The organism is Koromonas humicola (assembly GCF_059726255.1).
Genome location: NZ_AP040873.1, coordinates 3,616,847 through 3,630,188, shown reverse-complemented (window position 1 = coordinate 3,630,188; position 13,342 = coordinate 3,616,847). Strand labels below are relative to the sequence as shown.

The window sequence follows — 13,342 nt, the reverse complement described above, 5'->3', positions numbered from 1 at the left end:
AAGCTATGCTCGTGTGGCGCTCGGGGCCTCAGCCTTTGCGCGCTTGGACACGGCGGACTGGAAACTGCGCAACGGCGTCCGGCGAAGGTAGATGATGAATCCACTGATCACGAGACCAAGTGCTATGAGCTGTGTTCCGCTCATCAGGTCTCCGAAAACTTCGCCACGGCCCGGATCGCCGCGGAAGAATTCGAAGATGAAGCGCTCGGTGCCGTAGATGATCATGAACAGGGCAATCACTTGGCCCTCGAATTTCTTGCGCTTGCACAGCCAGTACAGGAAGGCGAAGTTAATAAGCTCGGCAACGAACTCATAGAGCTGGGTCGGATGAAGCGGCTTGTTCAAAGGAGTGCCGGAGAAATCTGCTGCCCAGGTGTTGTGAAACGTCACGGCCCAGGGCACATGTGTCTCGCGCCCGAAGCAGCAACCTGCCGCAAAGCATCCGATACGTCCAAATGCATGGCCGAGGGCCACTCCCGGTGCAAACACGTCGGCTGCTGAGAGAAACGGTATGTGCTCGCGATGCACGTACCACCAGCTACAGAATATGGCCAGTACAAGCCCGCCGGAGAAGACTCCACCGGATTGAAGCGTAGCAGTGCTAAAGATGCGGCTCGGATCGGCGGCATAATCACGCCAATCAACGATGAGCATCAGGAGCTTGGAGCCAACAATGCCGCTGAATGCTGCAATTCCACCCAGATTCCACATTTGATCAGGGTCGAGGCCGCGAAAGCGAGCAAGGTGAAATACGACTGCCAAGCCGGACACCATGCCGAATGCGGCCATCAGGCCGTAGGTAGGAAGTGCGAACGAGCCGATATGAAAGAGATGAGGGAACACGCTTCTATTGTAGATGGAAACATGCGCCGCGCGGTCGCAGGGAAAACCACCTTGGTGAGGGGAAGAAAAGAGTTTAGCTACTGAGAATACTTTTTAGGTGCCAGTCCGCTTAGCCGTGTGAGGTGGGGTTGCTGTGAACCCGACCGCACCAGGTGGGCGCCCTCCGTGGTCCTTCAGGCCGATCCGACTAGGGATCAGCACACCAGACCAATTGTCGAGTGGGGCACCCGATTGAGAAATATCGGTTCGCAGTGGTGTTCCACCCCATCACCAACCTCGCAGGCCGGCACCGTTGAGTTAGATGCTATGGATGCACGGCAAGAAGCGCAAGCGAAACAGCGACAATTGTTGGCATATCAAGTGCAATCGATCGGGGCTTCTAGCCCTGCAATTTTTTACTTCGCAACTTGTCTGAAAACTCCGTGTTCGTTATCTCAACACAGCGCACGGGCGCCACGTAGCGACTGGGTTAAGGAGATACGAAATGAAGCTAAAAATGATCTTGACGACTGCAGCCCTAAGTCTTGGGACCCTGGTCGGGAGCGCCCATGCACAGCAGGTTGCTACTCTGAAGCCAGTACAGTGGGGCTACTACAACAACTACGACGATGATCATGAACAGCGCGAATACAGACACGGGTATCGCGATGGGCAGCATTCGGGACGCGACGACGCACGGCACGGCCGCGGGTTCCTCCTGTATGATCACGGCCCGTATCGCGACCACCACGACCGCGAGTACCGAGAAGGCTTTGAGCGTGGCTATCGCGAACAGTATCGTTCAAACGCGTACTGGCGCGGCGACCGCTACAATGATTATCGCTGGCGGGATCGGGATCGCGACTGGGATGGATATCGCCGTTGGTAATTTGCAAGACACAAAAAAGCTCGTTCGGCTTTTGCTGAAGGAGCTTTTGTTTGGAATGAGGGTTATGCGTGAGCCAGGACGCTGGATTCGAAATGGAATAGACGCGTGCAGTTTTCGCCCAAGTATGCTGTCAGTGCTGTTGGCCCAAGATCAAGCTGTAGCGCGGCGTTGATGGCCTCACTCCATGTGCTCACACCTGCCCGGAACAACACTCTTTCCCGACCGCAGGACTCAATGAAAGTACAAAGCGGCTTATTGTTCTTGAGTTCGTCGGGGCAAAGCAGAACGCCGACATGCGGAAATCGCTGCATGATTCCGGCCACACTTTCACTGTCAGTCTGCGTCGGAGGGGCCAACAGCAGGTCGAGGTCAGGAAAATCAGCCGCGATCATTTCGACATCTGGCGCATGATGCTCCCAGCCTCTGTCGGTTGCAAATTCAATGATCATAGGCGCGTGGAGTTTGGCACAAGTCCCATACAGCGGATACATGCGCGCGGCATCCAGGCCTGACACGCTACACTCCGCCTTTGTATAAGCTCCGGTGATCTCACCCGCTGCAATGCCTTCTTCTATCCAGCGAAGGCTCTCGCCTATCCGCAACTGGTCATAGCAGGCGAGTCCGCGCAGGCGCTGTGGACTTCGCTTCACCGCAGTCCTGACTTCGTGTGTTCTGCGATCTGCGCAGTTCCACTGGTGCTGACACTGAGCACAGTTGCATGGAGCCACCACGGCTGCGGCGATACCGTCGCGAGTCATGCGAGGAGCTAAATCTTGACTGAAGAGAATGCAGTCGGAGATTTGCTGCGCCGTGCCAGACCTGGGGATGGAGTAAAGGGCATCGACTATCGGCGGATGTGGCATAGCGCTCCTCACACGATTTGGGAGAGGGTAGCGCTACGCATCAGGGCTTGCAGTGACCGGGGTCACGTGAACAAGGGAGCTCGTCATGAGTCGAATGGATAAAGCAAAGGCGCGGCATTTAGCCGCGCCCGCTTCAACGCTACTCCATTGTTACTTCTGCTCAGTGGAGCTTGGAGTCGTGGTGGTCGTGGTGCTCTGGGTGTCGGTGGTGGTCGTAGTCGACTTCTTCTTGTGGTGCTTCTTCTTCGCGGAGGACGACTGATCACTCATACCAGACTGGTCAGAGCTGCTGGTACCTGCCGTGCTGCTGGTATCGGTGTTGCCGCTCATGGAGCCGGCAGCGCTCGGATTTTTCTGTGAATCCGGGTTTTGTCCGCTCTGGGGATTTTCCCTGCCCATCGAGTCCGGAGAGTTCGTCTGCGGGGTCGTAGCCGAAGGCGTCTGCGTGGTTGAGCTGGTTGTACTGGACGACTGGTCGGAGGTGGTGCTTGATTGCGCAAAGGCCATTCCGCAGCCGAGCAGCGCTACCGAAGCCGTGTAGAGTAACTTCTTCATCTCAGGGTCTCCTGAACCGAGTAATTCGACGTTGTGGCAGTACTCAGTCTTAGAGCCTGCAATGCCACGGAAGGTTGACCCTGAGCGAACGTTTTCTGAGCGGCTCCGGGTTTGCAGGGCAGAACGACAAATTTCGGAGGATTCGATGCATCCAAGTCGCCATGAACCGGAAATCGTTGTTGCAGACCATGGTAGCTGGTGCCTTCGGGTTAGGCGCTGCAGGGGTGTTGGGGGCAGTAGGTACTCTGGCCGTGGGGCGCCGATTATGGAACGCCTTCAACAATGTGCCGCTAAGTGGCAAGGTGGTTTTGATCACCGGAGCCAGTCGGGGACTTGGACTTGCGTTGGCCGAAGAGTTCGCTTCGAATGGCTGCCGACTGGCGATATGCGCCCGCAACGATCAGGCACTCCAACGGGCAAAGGGGAAACTTCACGCGATGGGCGCCGAAGTCCTTTCCATAAATTGCGACATCTCGAAGAGAGATGACATTGAACGCATGGTGCGCGAAGTGGTCGCCCATTACGGCAAGATCGACATCTTGATCAATAACGCAGGCACCATTTCCGTCGGTCCCTTGAACGCCCAGACCATTGAGGATTTCGAGGAAGCAATGGACGTGATGTTCTGGGGCCCGGTTCACACTGCCTTGCAGGTGATTCCGCACATGCTGCAGCGTGGCCAGGGGCAAATCGCGAATATCACTTCCATTGGCGGCCGAATTTCTGTACCGCACCTGCTGCCGTATTCGGCGGCGAAGTTTGCGATTACCGGATTTTCGGAAGGCATTACCGCAGAGCTTGCCGACAAAGGGATCAGGGTGACAACGGTGATTCCCGGATTAATGCGTACGGGATCACATGAGAATGCGTTCTTTAAGGGCGACCATCGGGCGGAATATACATGGTTCGGTGTTTCGGCGAGTACGCCAGGATTGTCGATGAACGCTAAACGCGCAGCACGTAGGATCGTGCAGGCTGTTCGGCGGGGTGATGCTGAACTGATCTTGGGAATGCCGGCGAAGATTGCTGCCTTGGCGCATGGCGTGGCTCCGGCTACAACCATTCGGGCGCTTGGGGTGGTGAATCGCTTCATGCCCACCAACCCGCAAAGCAGCAAAACCCGGCATCGAGGCAAAGAAAGCGAGAGCACCGCAACCAAGAGCCCGCTTACGACCTTCGGCGCGCTTGCGGCGCGGCGGTGGAACCAGCGGCAGATTGCCTGAGAAACCGGGGAAAAATTAAAAGCCCGGCAATGTAGCCGGGCTTTTGTCGGAAGACTTGCTAACGCTACTTGTCGTAATGCAAGAGCGAGAACACGTCATAGGGAGCCAGCTTCTGGCGTCCGTTCAAGAAATCGAGTTCGACAAGGAAGCTGAGGCCGCAGATATCGGCTCCAAGTTTGTTGGCCAGCTTCGCGGCAGCCTCTGCCGTCCCTCCAGTTGCCAGCAGATCATCGACGATTAGTATGCGTTGTCCGGGTTGAATGGCGTCCTTATGAATCTCCAGAGTGTCCGTGCCGTATTCAAGCGCGTAGGTGTAGCTGACGGTTTCACCGGGCAGCTTCTTTGCCTTGCGAACAGGGATGAAGCCAGCGTTGAGCCGATACGCCATCGCGGGTCCAAATATGAAGCCACGCGCTTCCATGCCCAGTACCAGGTCGATGTTCTTGTCGAGATAGGGCGAGGTCATGTAGTCGACAACGCGCGCAAAACCTGCACGGTCCTTGATGAGCGTGGTGATGTCGTAAAAGAGAATGCCCGGCTTGGGATAGTCAGGAATCTCGCGGATAAGTTTCTTCAGGTCTTCCGAATCCAACACCGCTGGTCTAGTAATTGGCAAGATGATTCACCGTGTTTCTTCGATTTGAAATGTCTTGTAACCACTGAAAGGGGCGCAGTCCTCAACGTCGACACCGTCAATGCGGGCAGCACGCGGACCCATTTTCAGCTTGTCATATAGCGAGCCCAACTGGTCATTCGTACCGCAGGCAAGTACTTCCACGGCACCATCATCGCGATTTCGCACCCACCCACCGACACCGATGAGGCGTGCTTCACGCTCTACAAACCAGCGAAAGCCCACGCCTTGCACACGTCCGGTCACGAGATATCGGCGATAAATTGGATTGGAAGCCATCGCTCTCCCTAACGAAAAATGCGCGCCTGTATCCAGGCGCGCTGGTGGTCAAGATATTAGGCGCGAGATAGGTAGGTGCCCTCGGCAGTATCGACTTTGATCCGTTCGCCTTCGTTCACAAATGGTGGAACCTGCACAACGAGTCCGGTCTCGGTCTTCGCAGGCTTGGTGACGCTCGAAGCTGTCGCCGACTTCAATCCAGGTTCGGTCTCAATGACCGTAAGTTCCACAGTCTGCGGCAGGTCGATACCAACGGCCTTGCCATCGTAGAACTCAACAGTGATCTGGAGATTCGCAGTCAGGTAATCGACGGCATCACCCAGAGTGTCACGGCCCAGGGGCGTTTGCTCATAGGTGTTGATGTCCATGAAGTAGTACGTATCGCCGTCGTTGTACAGATACTCCATCTTAATTTCGTCTACCGCGATCTTCTCGATTGCGTCAGCCGAGCGGAAACGGTGCTCGAACATCGCTCCTGTGCGCAGGTTGCGCAGCTTGGCCTGGATGAAGGCGCGGAGATTGCCCGGGGTGCGGTGCTCCACGGTAAATACCGAGTGCAACTCGTTGTTGTGCTTGATGATCATGCCCGGACGGAGTTGTGTGGCAGGAATCGCCATCGGATGTTGCTCCAATCTATAAATCTTGAGAATTACTGGCCTCGGACGGTCAATCTGTCCTAATAGGCGGGTCGTGCCCCGGCCAGAGAGTTCCAGCCATGGCGAACAATCAATTCTACCCATACGAGGGCAGAATTTGAAACTTTACTGACATCAGGTCGATAGCCTAGCTGACCTTCGTATGTTGCGTGCGTTCGAGGGAGTCGGCAATCCGTTGCACGTCCCGCCTGATCGAAAACAGTTGCAACTGGCACAAAAGCACTAGTCCGAGCACGACAAAAGGCACTGCAGCAGCCACAAAGATCAACACTTCCGGCAGCCCGATCTTTCCTCCAAACATGATTGCTCCTTGCACGACGGTCTATGAATGCTCTAAGGATTCGTTCGGGATTCTATGCTCGCGTGCAACCAGCAGCAACGGATTTCGAGTGGGTCCGGCTACTTCCTTCCGCTGGACCCGAAACCGCCTGCTTTGCGGCTGCTTTCCGCCAACTCACCGACGAGTTCAACCGGAGTCGTCAGCACGGGGTAGGGAATCAGGTTAACAAGCTTATCTCCAGCGTGAATTTCGGCTGGAGTGTCGCCAAGGTTCTCCATCAGGACGCGGACCTCGCCGCGGTATCCAGCGTCGATCACACCGCCGGTGCAGGTAACGCGACGTGCAGCCATGGAAGACTTGTCGCGCAACAGTGCCCCCAGAGGCTCGCCGGCGGCACTCGTCAGCTCAATGGCAATTCCGGTGGGAACTACAGCGTGCCCGCGGGCAGGGATTGTCACGGCTTCGCTGGCGAAGAGGTCATATCCGAGGTCTTCGCCGGGATGTGCAATGGTCGGCACCTTGGCCGAGTCGGTCAGCAATTTCACTTTCAGCATGGGCTGAATATATCAGCAACAACGATGAGGAATCCTTGTTATGGCGAAACCTTGCGAAACCCATCTCTGCTCACAATATAATTAATGTGTCATGTCCTCTTTCCGTCCTGTTGATGAGCAGTTGGCCTACCTGCGTAAGGGTTCGGTCGAAATCATTCGTGAGAGCGATCTTCGCGAGCGCCTCGAGCAGTCGTACAAAAGCGGCAAGCCGCTGCGCATCAAAGCTGGGTTCGACCCGACCGCGCCCGACCTGCATCTCGGACACACCGTGCTCATTCGCAAGCTGAAGCATTTTCAGGATATGGGCCACACCGTCATCTTCTTGATTGGCGACGGTACCGGCCTAATTGGCGATCCAACGGGACGCAATGCGACTCGCCCGCCGCTCACACGCGAGCAGATCGACGCCAACGCCGAAACCTACAAGGCGCAGGTCTTCAAAATCCTCGATGAGAAGAAGACCGAGGTTCGCTACAACACGGAGTGGCTACTGAAACTCGGATATGAAGAGTTTGTGCGGCTTGCGGCTAAGTTCACGGTTTCACAGATGCTCGAGCGCGAGGACTTCAACAAGCGTTTCAACGAAGAGAAGCCGATCAGCGTTCACGAACTGCTGTATCCCATGATGCAGGGCTATGACTCGGTCGCGCTGCGATGTGACGTGGAACTCGGCGGTACCGATCAGAAGTTCAACTTGCTGATGGGGCGCAAACTGCAGGCCGATTTCGGACTTCCGCCGCAGATCGTGCTCACAATGCCTCTGCTCGAAGGCTTGGACGGCGAGCGCAAGATGTCGAAGTCGTATGGCAATTATGTGGGCATCACGGAAACGTCGCAGGAGATGTTCGGCAAGCTGATGTCGATCAGCGACGAGTTGATGTGGCGCTACCACGAGTTGCTTACCGATCTCACGCTGCCGGAAATCGAAAAGCTGAAAGCTGATGTGGATTCAGGTGTGCTCCATCCGATGCGCGCGAAGAAGGATCTGGCAAAGCGCATCATTACCGACTTCCACTCTGCTGCAGAAGCAGAAGCCGCCGAGGAGAACTGGTCGCGCCAATTCCAGAAGGACGAAGTTCCGGAGAACCTGGAAGAGGTTCAGATCACGGCCTCGGAAATGGGCGCCGTCGATGGGGGAATCGCCAATATCAAGATCGATAAGGTGATTGTTCGGGCTGGATTGGCGGATTCAAACAGCGATGCCCAGCGCAAGATCAAGGCTGGATCTGTCAGGATCGACGGTGAGATTTACAAAGAGCTCTACTTCAAGATCACGATCCCGGCTGAGAAGGTCTTTCGCGTCGGACGCAAGATGAAGAAGGTTCATCTCGGCTGATCATCGCCTTCTTTCTTGCGCCCCGCGTCGAGCGTCCAGAACGCAGGATGTGGGGCGCGATCGCTCCAAGTTCCTGCAGGTTCTCCCCGGCGCTATACTGCTTCCATGTTCGCCCGCAAGATTCGCGTGGAGTACGACAATGCTGGAGCTCTGGCTCCGGCTCCCATCAAGTGGCTCGACAACTTTTCTATGCGCAGTTTCACGAACGATCAGATTTTTGACGACACGCTTCCGGTCGCCGATGGTTTGATCGAGGTCGGCTCACGTGTCCCAATCCAGTTCCTGAATGAACGAATGACGGACTGGTTTCGTCGCAAGGGGTACATCGGAGCGAATGCGGTTCTTTCCTTGACCGAGATATAACGCAACACCGCTCCAGCAGCAATCAAATCGAGCTTTCGATGTCCCACGGGGCCGCTCCCGCCTGCATCCAACTGCACCTATAAGTCGCAGATGTAATTGCAGGTTACGGAGGGAGACATGCCATCGAAGGCAGCAGCTACGGCAACCACGGATCACGACGAAATTCGGCAATGGGCAGAGGAGCGTGGCGCTAAACCATCCTGCGTACGCAGGACTGGAGCCCGCAACGATGTCGGCATTCTTCGGCTGGATTTCCCGGGTTACTCCGGGGCGGATTCGCTTGAAGAAATCTCATGGGATGAATGGTTCGAGAAATTTGACGAGCAAGGTCTCGCATTGCTGCATCAGGAAACGACCGCTAACGGACAGAAGAGCAATTTCAACAAAATAGTCAGTCGCCAAACGGCAAAAGCCGCCAACGAGAAGAGCAGTAGAGGGTCATCCAGCAGTAGAGGGTCATCGTCTCGCAGCGGCAGTGCGAGGCAGTCTTCGACCGGTCGTTCGGCGAATAACAACGGACGTTCGATGAGTGGATCATCGCGGAAATCGAGCAGCAGTTCCGGGCGCTCATCTGTGGCAAGCAAGTCTCAAGGCCGCAGCGGAAATCGCAGCACGGAAGCAAAGCCTGCGGCGAAGAAGAGCAGCAAGGTTACAAGCATCAGTAACAAGCGTGAATCAGCGAAACCATCGCACACCCGTTCCTCGCGCGGGCGCGCGGCGTAGCAGGAGCACAGCACGTCACAGGCCCGGAGCTTCCGGGCCTGTTGCTTGTGCATGAACGGAAATTGATTCCGCCCATCATTCGTGAGACTCTGAGAGCGAATGCTTTCATCGATCTTTAGTCTCACGGCCTGTTCAATGTTTCTTGCCCTTCTCACCGCTGGTTCGCTTTCAATCATTTCGCGCATCCTGCTAGCCGTTGCACTTGCGGGAACCGTTTCCTCCACGGTGTTTCTCATCCTGGCGCTCGTGGCAGCCGTGCGCACTCGGCGCATCGCTCGCGAGCAGACCGCGCATGCACAAAGCATTCCCACAGAGAATCTGCCGTTTGTTTCGGTAATCAAGCCTCTGCACGGTGCGGAACCGCGACTGGAACAGAACCTCGAGAGCCTGTTCGTGCAAGACTATCCGGCATACGAGATTGTCTTCGGATGCCGCACAGCCGAGGATCCTGCGCTTGTGGTTGTCGAACGTCTGCGTGCGCGATATCCCAGCGTTACGGCACGTGTAGTTCTTTCGGGCGAACCCAAATGGCCAAGTGCGAAGGTCTGGTCAATGGACAAGATGATCGCCACGACCACCGCCGAATACCTTGTGATCAGCGACAGCGACGTCCTGGTACGACCTGACTTTCTGCGGAACGTGATTCCTCCGTTGCTCGATCGAAAGAACGGTCTCGTTACCTGCCTGTATGAAGGCGTATCGGCGGGCGACTTCTGGTCGACGCTAGAAGCGCTCGGAATGTCGGTGGAAATGACCTCGGGTGTGATAACGGCCGACATGCTCGAAGGAATGCAATTTGCGCTTGGCCCGGTGATGGCCGTGAGGCGCGACGCTCTCGAGAAATGTGGAGGAATTGCAAGTACCGCCGAGTACTACTCCGATGATTTCGTACTTGGAAACCGCGTGTTCGGCGCCGGCTACACGGTCGTTCTCTCGCACTATCGCATCGATCACGTCCTCTGCACTACGACATTTCTCAAGACCTTTGCTACGCAAACGCGATGGATGCAGAGCACAAGATACTCGCGCCCGAAGGGACACCTTGGCACAGGGCTTACATTCGCCATGCCGTTCGGCATTCTCGGCCTGTTGTCGGCTGCGGCTATTGGGCATCTCACCATGGGCCTGATTCTGCTTGGCTGGAGCGTGCTGAATCGCGTTGTGCAGTCTCTCGCTATCGGTTACGGAATCGTTGGTGATCGGCGGTCATTGAAATTCTGCTGGCTGTACCCGCTGCGGGACCTGCTCGGATTCTTCGTCTGGGGCGCGAGTTATCTCGGGGGAAGCAGTTTCCGCTGGCGCGGTGAGCTGTATCGATTTACTCCCGGCGGCCGCATCGTGAATGTGTTGCGCGCGAAAGAAGCGCGGCCGAGTTAGGGAAGACGAGGACACTAGGCGCGAGTTAGTTTGCCATCTTTCAGGTGAAATCTTTCACCTCGCCACACGATCGTGTCGCCGCCGAAACTGGCGAACCAAATCGCTACTCCAACTGCATCACGTGCCGGAACGAGCCAGAGATCGCGCAACGTCCGTCTGTCGTTGAGGATTGGGCGACAGAGCAGGTAGGCCGAAGCAAATCGCGCGATAGCTACAGCGGCCAACAACGCGAGCGACCACGTGGCACTTCCTGCAAACACTGCGGCGAGAATCGCCCACGGCAATCCGAAGGTCAGCAGGACGCCTATGTAGCCGAATTTGCGCAGATCGCGCACGGTGCGCGCCCACCGCAACTGATGTTCGAACATTGCGCGGAAACTGTATTCGGGCAGGAAGGTCTCGACGACGACATCGGAGAGAACGACACTGTATCCCGCGTCGCAGATCATGCGGCCCAGTTCGTGATCATCGGCAAGGTAGTCGAGCAAAGCGGCCAACCCGCCAATCGCCTCGACTGCTTCGCGCTTGAACGCCAGCGTAGAACCAAGGCCGAAGTGCAGCCCGCCTTCCAGTTCCACGGCGCACAACACACCACCAGCAAAGTCGGTTGCGATTGTGACGGCTTCCATTCGAGAAGCGATGCTGCGCCCGGCTTCGGCGCGATAGAGCGCAGTCACCATGCCAACTTTCGGATCGTGCATTGGAGCAATGATGCGGCGCAGGTAATCGTGGGGCACGCGGATGTCGCTGTCGTTAATGATGATGTGGTCGTATTTAGCCTCTCCCATCATCTGCGACAGGTTGCTCACCTTTCGATTGCTGCCAAGGACTTCGCTGCATACAACAGTACGAATATCGTGAGTGGGGAACTCGCGGCGTAGGCGCTCCACATCGGCAAGAGCTTCGTCCTCCGCGTCATTTACTCCGAAGATGATTTCGTATTGCGGGTAATCCTGCAGGCAATGGGAGCGGAAGCTTTCGTACATTTGCCGGTCGCTGCCGCGTAGCGGTTTCAGAATGGTGACCGCAGGCGCGAAGTCTGTTGTCGCCTGCTCGCGTGCCGCACGCCGCCGCTGGAGGAATCTCAACTCACTCCAGAGGGACAGCAAGAGATATCCGAGTCCGCAAAGGGTAAGAAGCGCAAACAGATAAGCGGCGAAATGGAAGACGTGTTGCATGGGTGCCGAATAGAGCTTATCGAAAGAATGCTCCTGCCGAAAGTAGCGGGCCTGAAACTTGCAGCTTTTCGCCTCGTGCGGGTTGAGGCATACTCGATGAGTCCGAGGAGAGTGCCTGATGAACTTGCGCCCCTGGCAATGGATTGTGCTTGGTATCTGCCTTGTTGTTTGCGTGTTCTTGCTCTATCGGGACCACCAGATTTCGGCAGGTCGCGAAGCATTCACTCGCCTCGGTTGCCCCACGTGTCACGGCGCGGGTGGCGCACCCTCGCTCGCTGGCGTCGGCAGCAAGTATGATCGAAAGACTTTCGTTCAATTCATCAGCGATCCTGAAACGATTTACGCCAAACGAGATCACAAGCCGCTGAATGCCGGTTATGTGCCGATGCCGAGAGTTGCTGCTGCGCCTCGCGACGTCAAAGCGATTTCCTATTTTCTTTCAGCCCAGCAGTGATTTGGAGCCGAGCTTGTCGGCACATGAGGAGTGAACTTGCGCTCGAAGTTGAAATGGATTGTCGGAGTGCCAGTTGCGGCATTCGCGCTATGGGCGAGTTATCACGTCTACGAACTGGATCTTGGCCAGCGCTCGTTTGCACGCCTGGGATGCGCGAGTTGTCACTTCTCCGGTGGTGGCCCAAATCTGGCGAACATCTTGCCTCAGTACGACGAGGCAACAGTTGAGGACTTCATTCGCGATCCGGAAGCCGTTTATCGCCGCCTCGGTCGCAAACCGCTCAATCCTGGATTCGCCATCATGCACCAGGTGAAGGCCAGCAATAGCGAAATTCGAGCAATGGCGAAATATCTGAAAAGCTGGTGAGGATGATGAAATCAATTTCGGCGGATTTATCTAAGGCTTTCACTGGAATAGCCCTGCTGATTCTTGCTTGCACCCTCGTTGCGGTTCTGCCAGGCGCGGCACAGCAGCCTGATCGTCCTGCTCCGCTTTCACCGCGTGCTCGACTGATGGCTGGGCGGACGGTGTTTGTCGAGCATTCAGGTGCACGCCTGCCAAATGATGTGATCGGAGAGGCTTTCGAGGGGTGGGGACGCTACATGATCGTCGGCGAACGCGAAAAAGCCGACTTGATCGCTTCCATCTCGGCACCAGTAGCAGATTCTGGCGTGAGCGTTAGCAGCGGAGACTCGCGCACCGGCGCAAAGACCTCGCGGCCGATAACTCCTTCCAATGTCACGCAGATCCGGTTAACCATACTCGACGCGCGTGACCGGGTGGTGTTGTGGAGCGGGGTAGAGCAGCCGAAATCGGCTATGAAAGAGCGGCAGAGGGAAGATAACATCGTGGAGTCTTCGCTGAAGTTGTTTCGGCGCTTCCGCAGCACCATAGAGCCAGACCCCGCGCCATAGTTTCGACCGGGTTTTCCACGCGCGTTCACAGTTTTCCACCGTTTGGCACAGCATACCCACAGTGGTGGATAGTTTTCGTCTTTCACTCCTTCGCGGGTTATTGCATTCTCCTATCAACGCAACGGTACGCACGTTCTGCGTGGTGCTTCCCGGCTCGGGAGGCGGCGAGCAGCGAACGGACCCAGTTGGTGGAAGGCACTTTCGGACTTGCGGGAACGCAGGCTTGCCTCGGCCCGGCGCGA

General features: G+C 56.4%; 18 protein-coding genes and 1 other RNA gene. 9 read left to right on the top strand and 10 right to left on the bottom strand.

The window, feature by feature from the left end; genetic code table 11:
• Positions 1-3: 3 nt before the first annotated feature.
• Positions 4-843: a prolipoprotein diacylglyceryl transferase gene (gene lgt, locus AC6IZD_RS15870; protein WP_497784405.1), complete on the bottom strand. Its 840-nt coding sequence runs from the start codon at positions 841-843 to the stop codon at positions 4-6.
• A 98-nt stretch (positions 844-941) separates the two neighbouring features.
• A non-coding RNA gene (ssrS, locus tag AC6IZD_RS15865) (6S RNA) lies at positions 942-1,131 on the bottom strand.
• 196 nt (positions 1,132-1,327) lie between these two features.
• Here ssrS and AC6IZD_RS15860 point away from each other — a divergent pair.
• Positions 1,328-1,711, top strand: a complete 384-nt coding sequence (locus AC6IZD_RS15860; RefSeq protein ID WP_497784404.1) for a hypothetical protein — start codon at positions 1,328-1,330, stop codon at positions 1,709-1,711.
• A gap of 62 nt (positions 1,712-1,773) precedes the next feature.
• Here the strand turns inward: AC6IZD_RS15860 and AC6IZD_RS15855 are convergent, their stop codons facing one another.
• Together AC6IZD_RS15855 and AC6IZD_RS15850 are read right to left on the bottom strand one after the other, a co-directional pair.
• A complete protein-coding gene (locus tag AC6IZD_RS15855) occupies positions 1,774-2,361 on the bottom strand; it encodes an amidohydrolase family protein (protein WP_497784403.1) in 588 nt (195 codons plus the stop codon).
• A 363-nt stretch (positions 2,362-2,724) separates the two neighbouring features.
• Entirely contained in the window at positions 2,725-3,129 is a 405-nt protein-coding gene (locus tag AC6IZD_RS15850) for a hypothetical protein (RefSeq protein ID WP_497784402.1), read from the bottom strand.
• Between the two features lie 161 nt (positions 3,130-3,290).
• Here AC6IZD_RS15850 and AC6IZD_RS15845 point away from each other — a divergent pair, with 161 nt between their 5' ends.
• Complete coding sequence (locus AC6IZD_RS15845; RefSeq protein WP_497784400.1) at positions 3,291-4,352, top strand: SDR family NAD(P)-dependent oxidoreductase; 1,062 nt, start codon at positions 3,291-3,293, stop codon at positions 4,350-4,352.
• Between the two features lie 64 nt (positions 4,353-4,416).
• Here AC6IZD_RS15845 and AC6IZD_RS15840 read toward each other — a convergent pair whose 3' ends face one another.
• The 5 genes from AC6IZD_RS15840 to AC6IZD_RS15820 all read right to left on the bottom strand — a co-directional run bounded on the left by AC6IZD_RS15840 (position 4,417) and on the right by AC6IZD_RS15820 (position 6,755).
• Positions 4,417-4,962 carry an adenine phosphoribosyltransferase gene (locus AC6IZD_RS15840; RefSeq protein ID WP_497787593.1) on the bottom strand — a complete coding sequence of 182 codons (546 nt, stop codon included), beginning with the start codon at positions 4,960-4,962 and terminating at the stop codon, positions 4,417-4,419.
• Positions 4,963-4,974: 12 nt separating this feature from the next.
• Positions 4,975-5,265: an acylphosphatase gene (locus tag AC6IZD_RS15835; protein ID WP_497784399.1), complete on the bottom strand. Its 291-nt coding sequence runs from the start codon at positions 5,263-5,265 to the stop codon at positions 4,975-4,977.
• 56 nt (positions 5,266-5,321) lie between these two features.
• Complete coding sequence (gene efp, locus AC6IZD_RS15830; RefSeq protein ID WP_497784398.1) at positions 5,322-5,882, bottom strand: elongation factor P; 561 nt, start codon at positions 5,880-5,882, stop codon at positions 5,322-5,324.
• 166 nt (positions 5,883-6,048) lie between these two features.
• Entirely contained in the window at positions 6,049-6,222 is a 174-nt protein-coding gene (locus tag AC6IZD_RS15825; protein WP_497784397.1) for a hypothetical protein, read from the bottom strand.
• Between the two features lie 98 nt (positions 6,223-6,320).
• Complete coding sequence (locus tag AC6IZD_RS15820) at positions 6,321-6,755, bottom strand: dUTP diphosphatase (RefSeq protein ID WP_497784395.1); 435 nt, start codon at positions 6,753-6,755, stop codon at positions 6,321-6,323.
• A 91-nt stretch (positions 6,756-6,846) separates the two neighbouring features.
• On the opposite strand from AC6IZD_RS15820, the gene tyrS reads away from it, so the two are divergent.
• From tyrS to AC6IZD_RS15800, 4 genes are all read left to right on the top strand, one after another.
• Entirely contained in the window at positions 6,847-8,091 is a 1,245-nt protein-coding gene (tyrS, locus tag AC6IZD_RS15815; protein WP_497784394.1) for a tyrosine--tRNA ligase, read from the top strand.
• A 105-nt stretch (positions 8,092-8,196) separates the two neighbouring features.
• Complete coding sequence (locus AC6IZD_RS15810; RefSeq protein WP_497784393.1) at positions 8,197-8,454, top strand: hypothetical protein; 258 nt, start codon at positions 8,197-8,199, stop codon at positions 8,452-8,454.
• Between the two features lie 117 nt (positions 8,455-8,571).
• The gene (locus AC6IZD_RS15805; protein ID WP_497784392.1) at positions 8,572-9,177 is read left to right on the top strand and encodes a hypothetical protein; all 606 of its coding nucleotides are present in this window, start codon (positions 8,572-8,574) and stop codon (positions 9,175-9,177) included.
• 99 nt (positions 9,178-9,276) lie between these two features.
• Complete coding sequence (locus AC6IZD_RS15800) at positions 9,277-10,554, top strand: glycosyltransferase (protein WP_497784390.1); 1,278 nt, start codon at positions 9,277-9,279, stop codon at positions 10,552-10,554.
• A gap of 14 nt (positions 10,555-10,568) precedes the next feature.
• Here AC6IZD_RS15800 and hpnI read toward each other — a convergent pair whose 3' ends face one another.
• Positions 10,569-11,732 (bottom strand): bacteriohopanetetrol glucosamine biosynthesis glycosyltransferase HpnI, encoded by a 1,164-nt coding sequence (gene hpnI / locus AC6IZD_RS15795; protein WP_497784389.1) that lies wholly within the window; start codon positions 11,730-11,732, stop codon positions 10,569-10,571.
• Positions 11,733-11,850: 118 nt separating this feature from the next.
• Between hpnI and AC6IZD_RS15790 the strand changes: the two genes are divergently transcribed.
• Genes AC6IZD_RS15790 through AC6IZD_RS15780 form a run of 3 tightly spaced genes read left to right on the top strand, consistent with a single transcriptional unit; the run spans position 11,851 to position 13,100 of the window.
• On the top strand, positions 11,851-12,186 hold the full coding sequence (locus tag AC6IZD_RS15790) for a c-type cytochrome (protein ID WP_497784388.1): 336 nt from the start codon (positions 11,851-11,853) through the stop codon (positions 12,184-12,186).
• A 36-nt stretch (positions 12,187-12,222) separates the two neighbouring features.
• Entirely contained in the window at positions 12,223-12,552 is a 330-nt protein-coding gene (locus AC6IZD_RS15785; RefSeq protein WP_497784386.1) for a c-type cytochrome, read from the top strand.
• 2 nt (positions 12,553-12,554) lie between these two features.
• The gene (locus AC6IZD_RS15780; RefSeq protein ID WP_497784384.1) at positions 12,555-13,100 is read left to right on the top strand and encodes a hypothetical protein; all 546 of its coding nucleotides are present in this window, start codon (positions 12,555-12,557) and stop codon (positions 13,098-13,100) included.
• Positions 13,101-13,342: the final 242 nt, after the last annotated feature.

What these genes read in the sequence shown, in the direction of transcription:
- AC6IZD_RS15845 (WP_497784400.1), top strand. Translation starts at nt 3,291, where the DNA reads ATGAACCGGAAATCGTTGTTGCAGACCATGGTAGCTGGTGCCTTCGGG.
- AC6IZD_RS15850 (WP_497784402.1), bottom strand. Translation starts at nt 3,129, where the DNA reads ATGAAGAAGTTACTCTACACGGCTTCGGTAGCGCTGCTCGGCTGCGGA.
- hpnI (WP_497784389.1), bottom strand. Translation starts at nt 11,732, where the DNA reads ATGCAACACGTCTTCCATTTCGCCGCTTATCTGTTTGCGCTTCTTACC.
- AC6IZD_RS15835 (WP_497784399.1), bottom strand. Translation starts at nt 5,265, where the DNA reads ATGGCTTCCAATCCAATTTATCGCCGATATCTCGTGACCGGACGTGTG.
- AC6IZD_RS15825 (WP_497784397.1), bottom strand. Translation starts at nt 6,222, where the DNA reads ATGTTTGGAGGAAAGATCGGGCTGCCGGAAGTGTTGATCTTTGTGGCT.
- AC6IZD_RS15780 (WP_497784384.1), top strand. Translation starts at nt 12,555, where the DNA reads ATGATGAAATCAATTTCGGCGGATTTATCTAAGGCTTTCACTGGAATA.
- AC6IZD_RS15810 (WP_497784393.1), top strand. Translation starts at nt 8,197, where the DNA reads ATGTTCGCCCGCAAGATTCGCGTGGAGTACGACAATGCTGGAGCTCTG.
- AC6IZD_RS15790 (WP_497784388.1), top strand. Translation starts at nt 11,851, where the DNA reads ATGAACTTGCGCCCCTGGCAATGGATTGTGCTTGGTATCTGCCTTGTT.
- AC6IZD_RS15820 (WP_497784395.1), bottom strand. Translation starts at nt 6,755, where the DNA reads ATGCTGAAAGTGAAATTGCTGACCGACTCGGCCAAGGTGCCGACCATT.
- tyrS (WP_497784394.1), top strand. Translation starts at nt 6,847, where the DNA reads ATGTCCTCTTTCCGTCCTGTTGATGAGCAGTTGGCCTACCTGCGTAAG.
- AC6IZD_RS15800 (WP_497784390.1), top strand. Translation starts at nt 9,277, where the DNA reads ATGCTTTCATCGATCTTTAGTCTCACGGCCTGTTCAATGTTTCTTGCC.
- AC6IZD_RS15805 (WP_497784392.1), top strand. Translation starts at nt 8,572, where the DNA reads ATGCCATCGAAGGCAGCAGCTACGGCAACCACGGATCACGACGAAATT.
- AC6IZD_RS15860 (WP_497784404.1), top strand. Translation starts at nt 1,328, where the DNA reads ATGAAGCTAAAAATGATCTTGACGACTGCAGCCCTAAGTCTTGGGACC.
- efp (WP_497784398.1), bottom strand. Translation starts at nt 5,882, where the DNA reads ATGGCGATTCCTGCCACACAACTCCGTCCGGGCATGATCATCAAGCAC.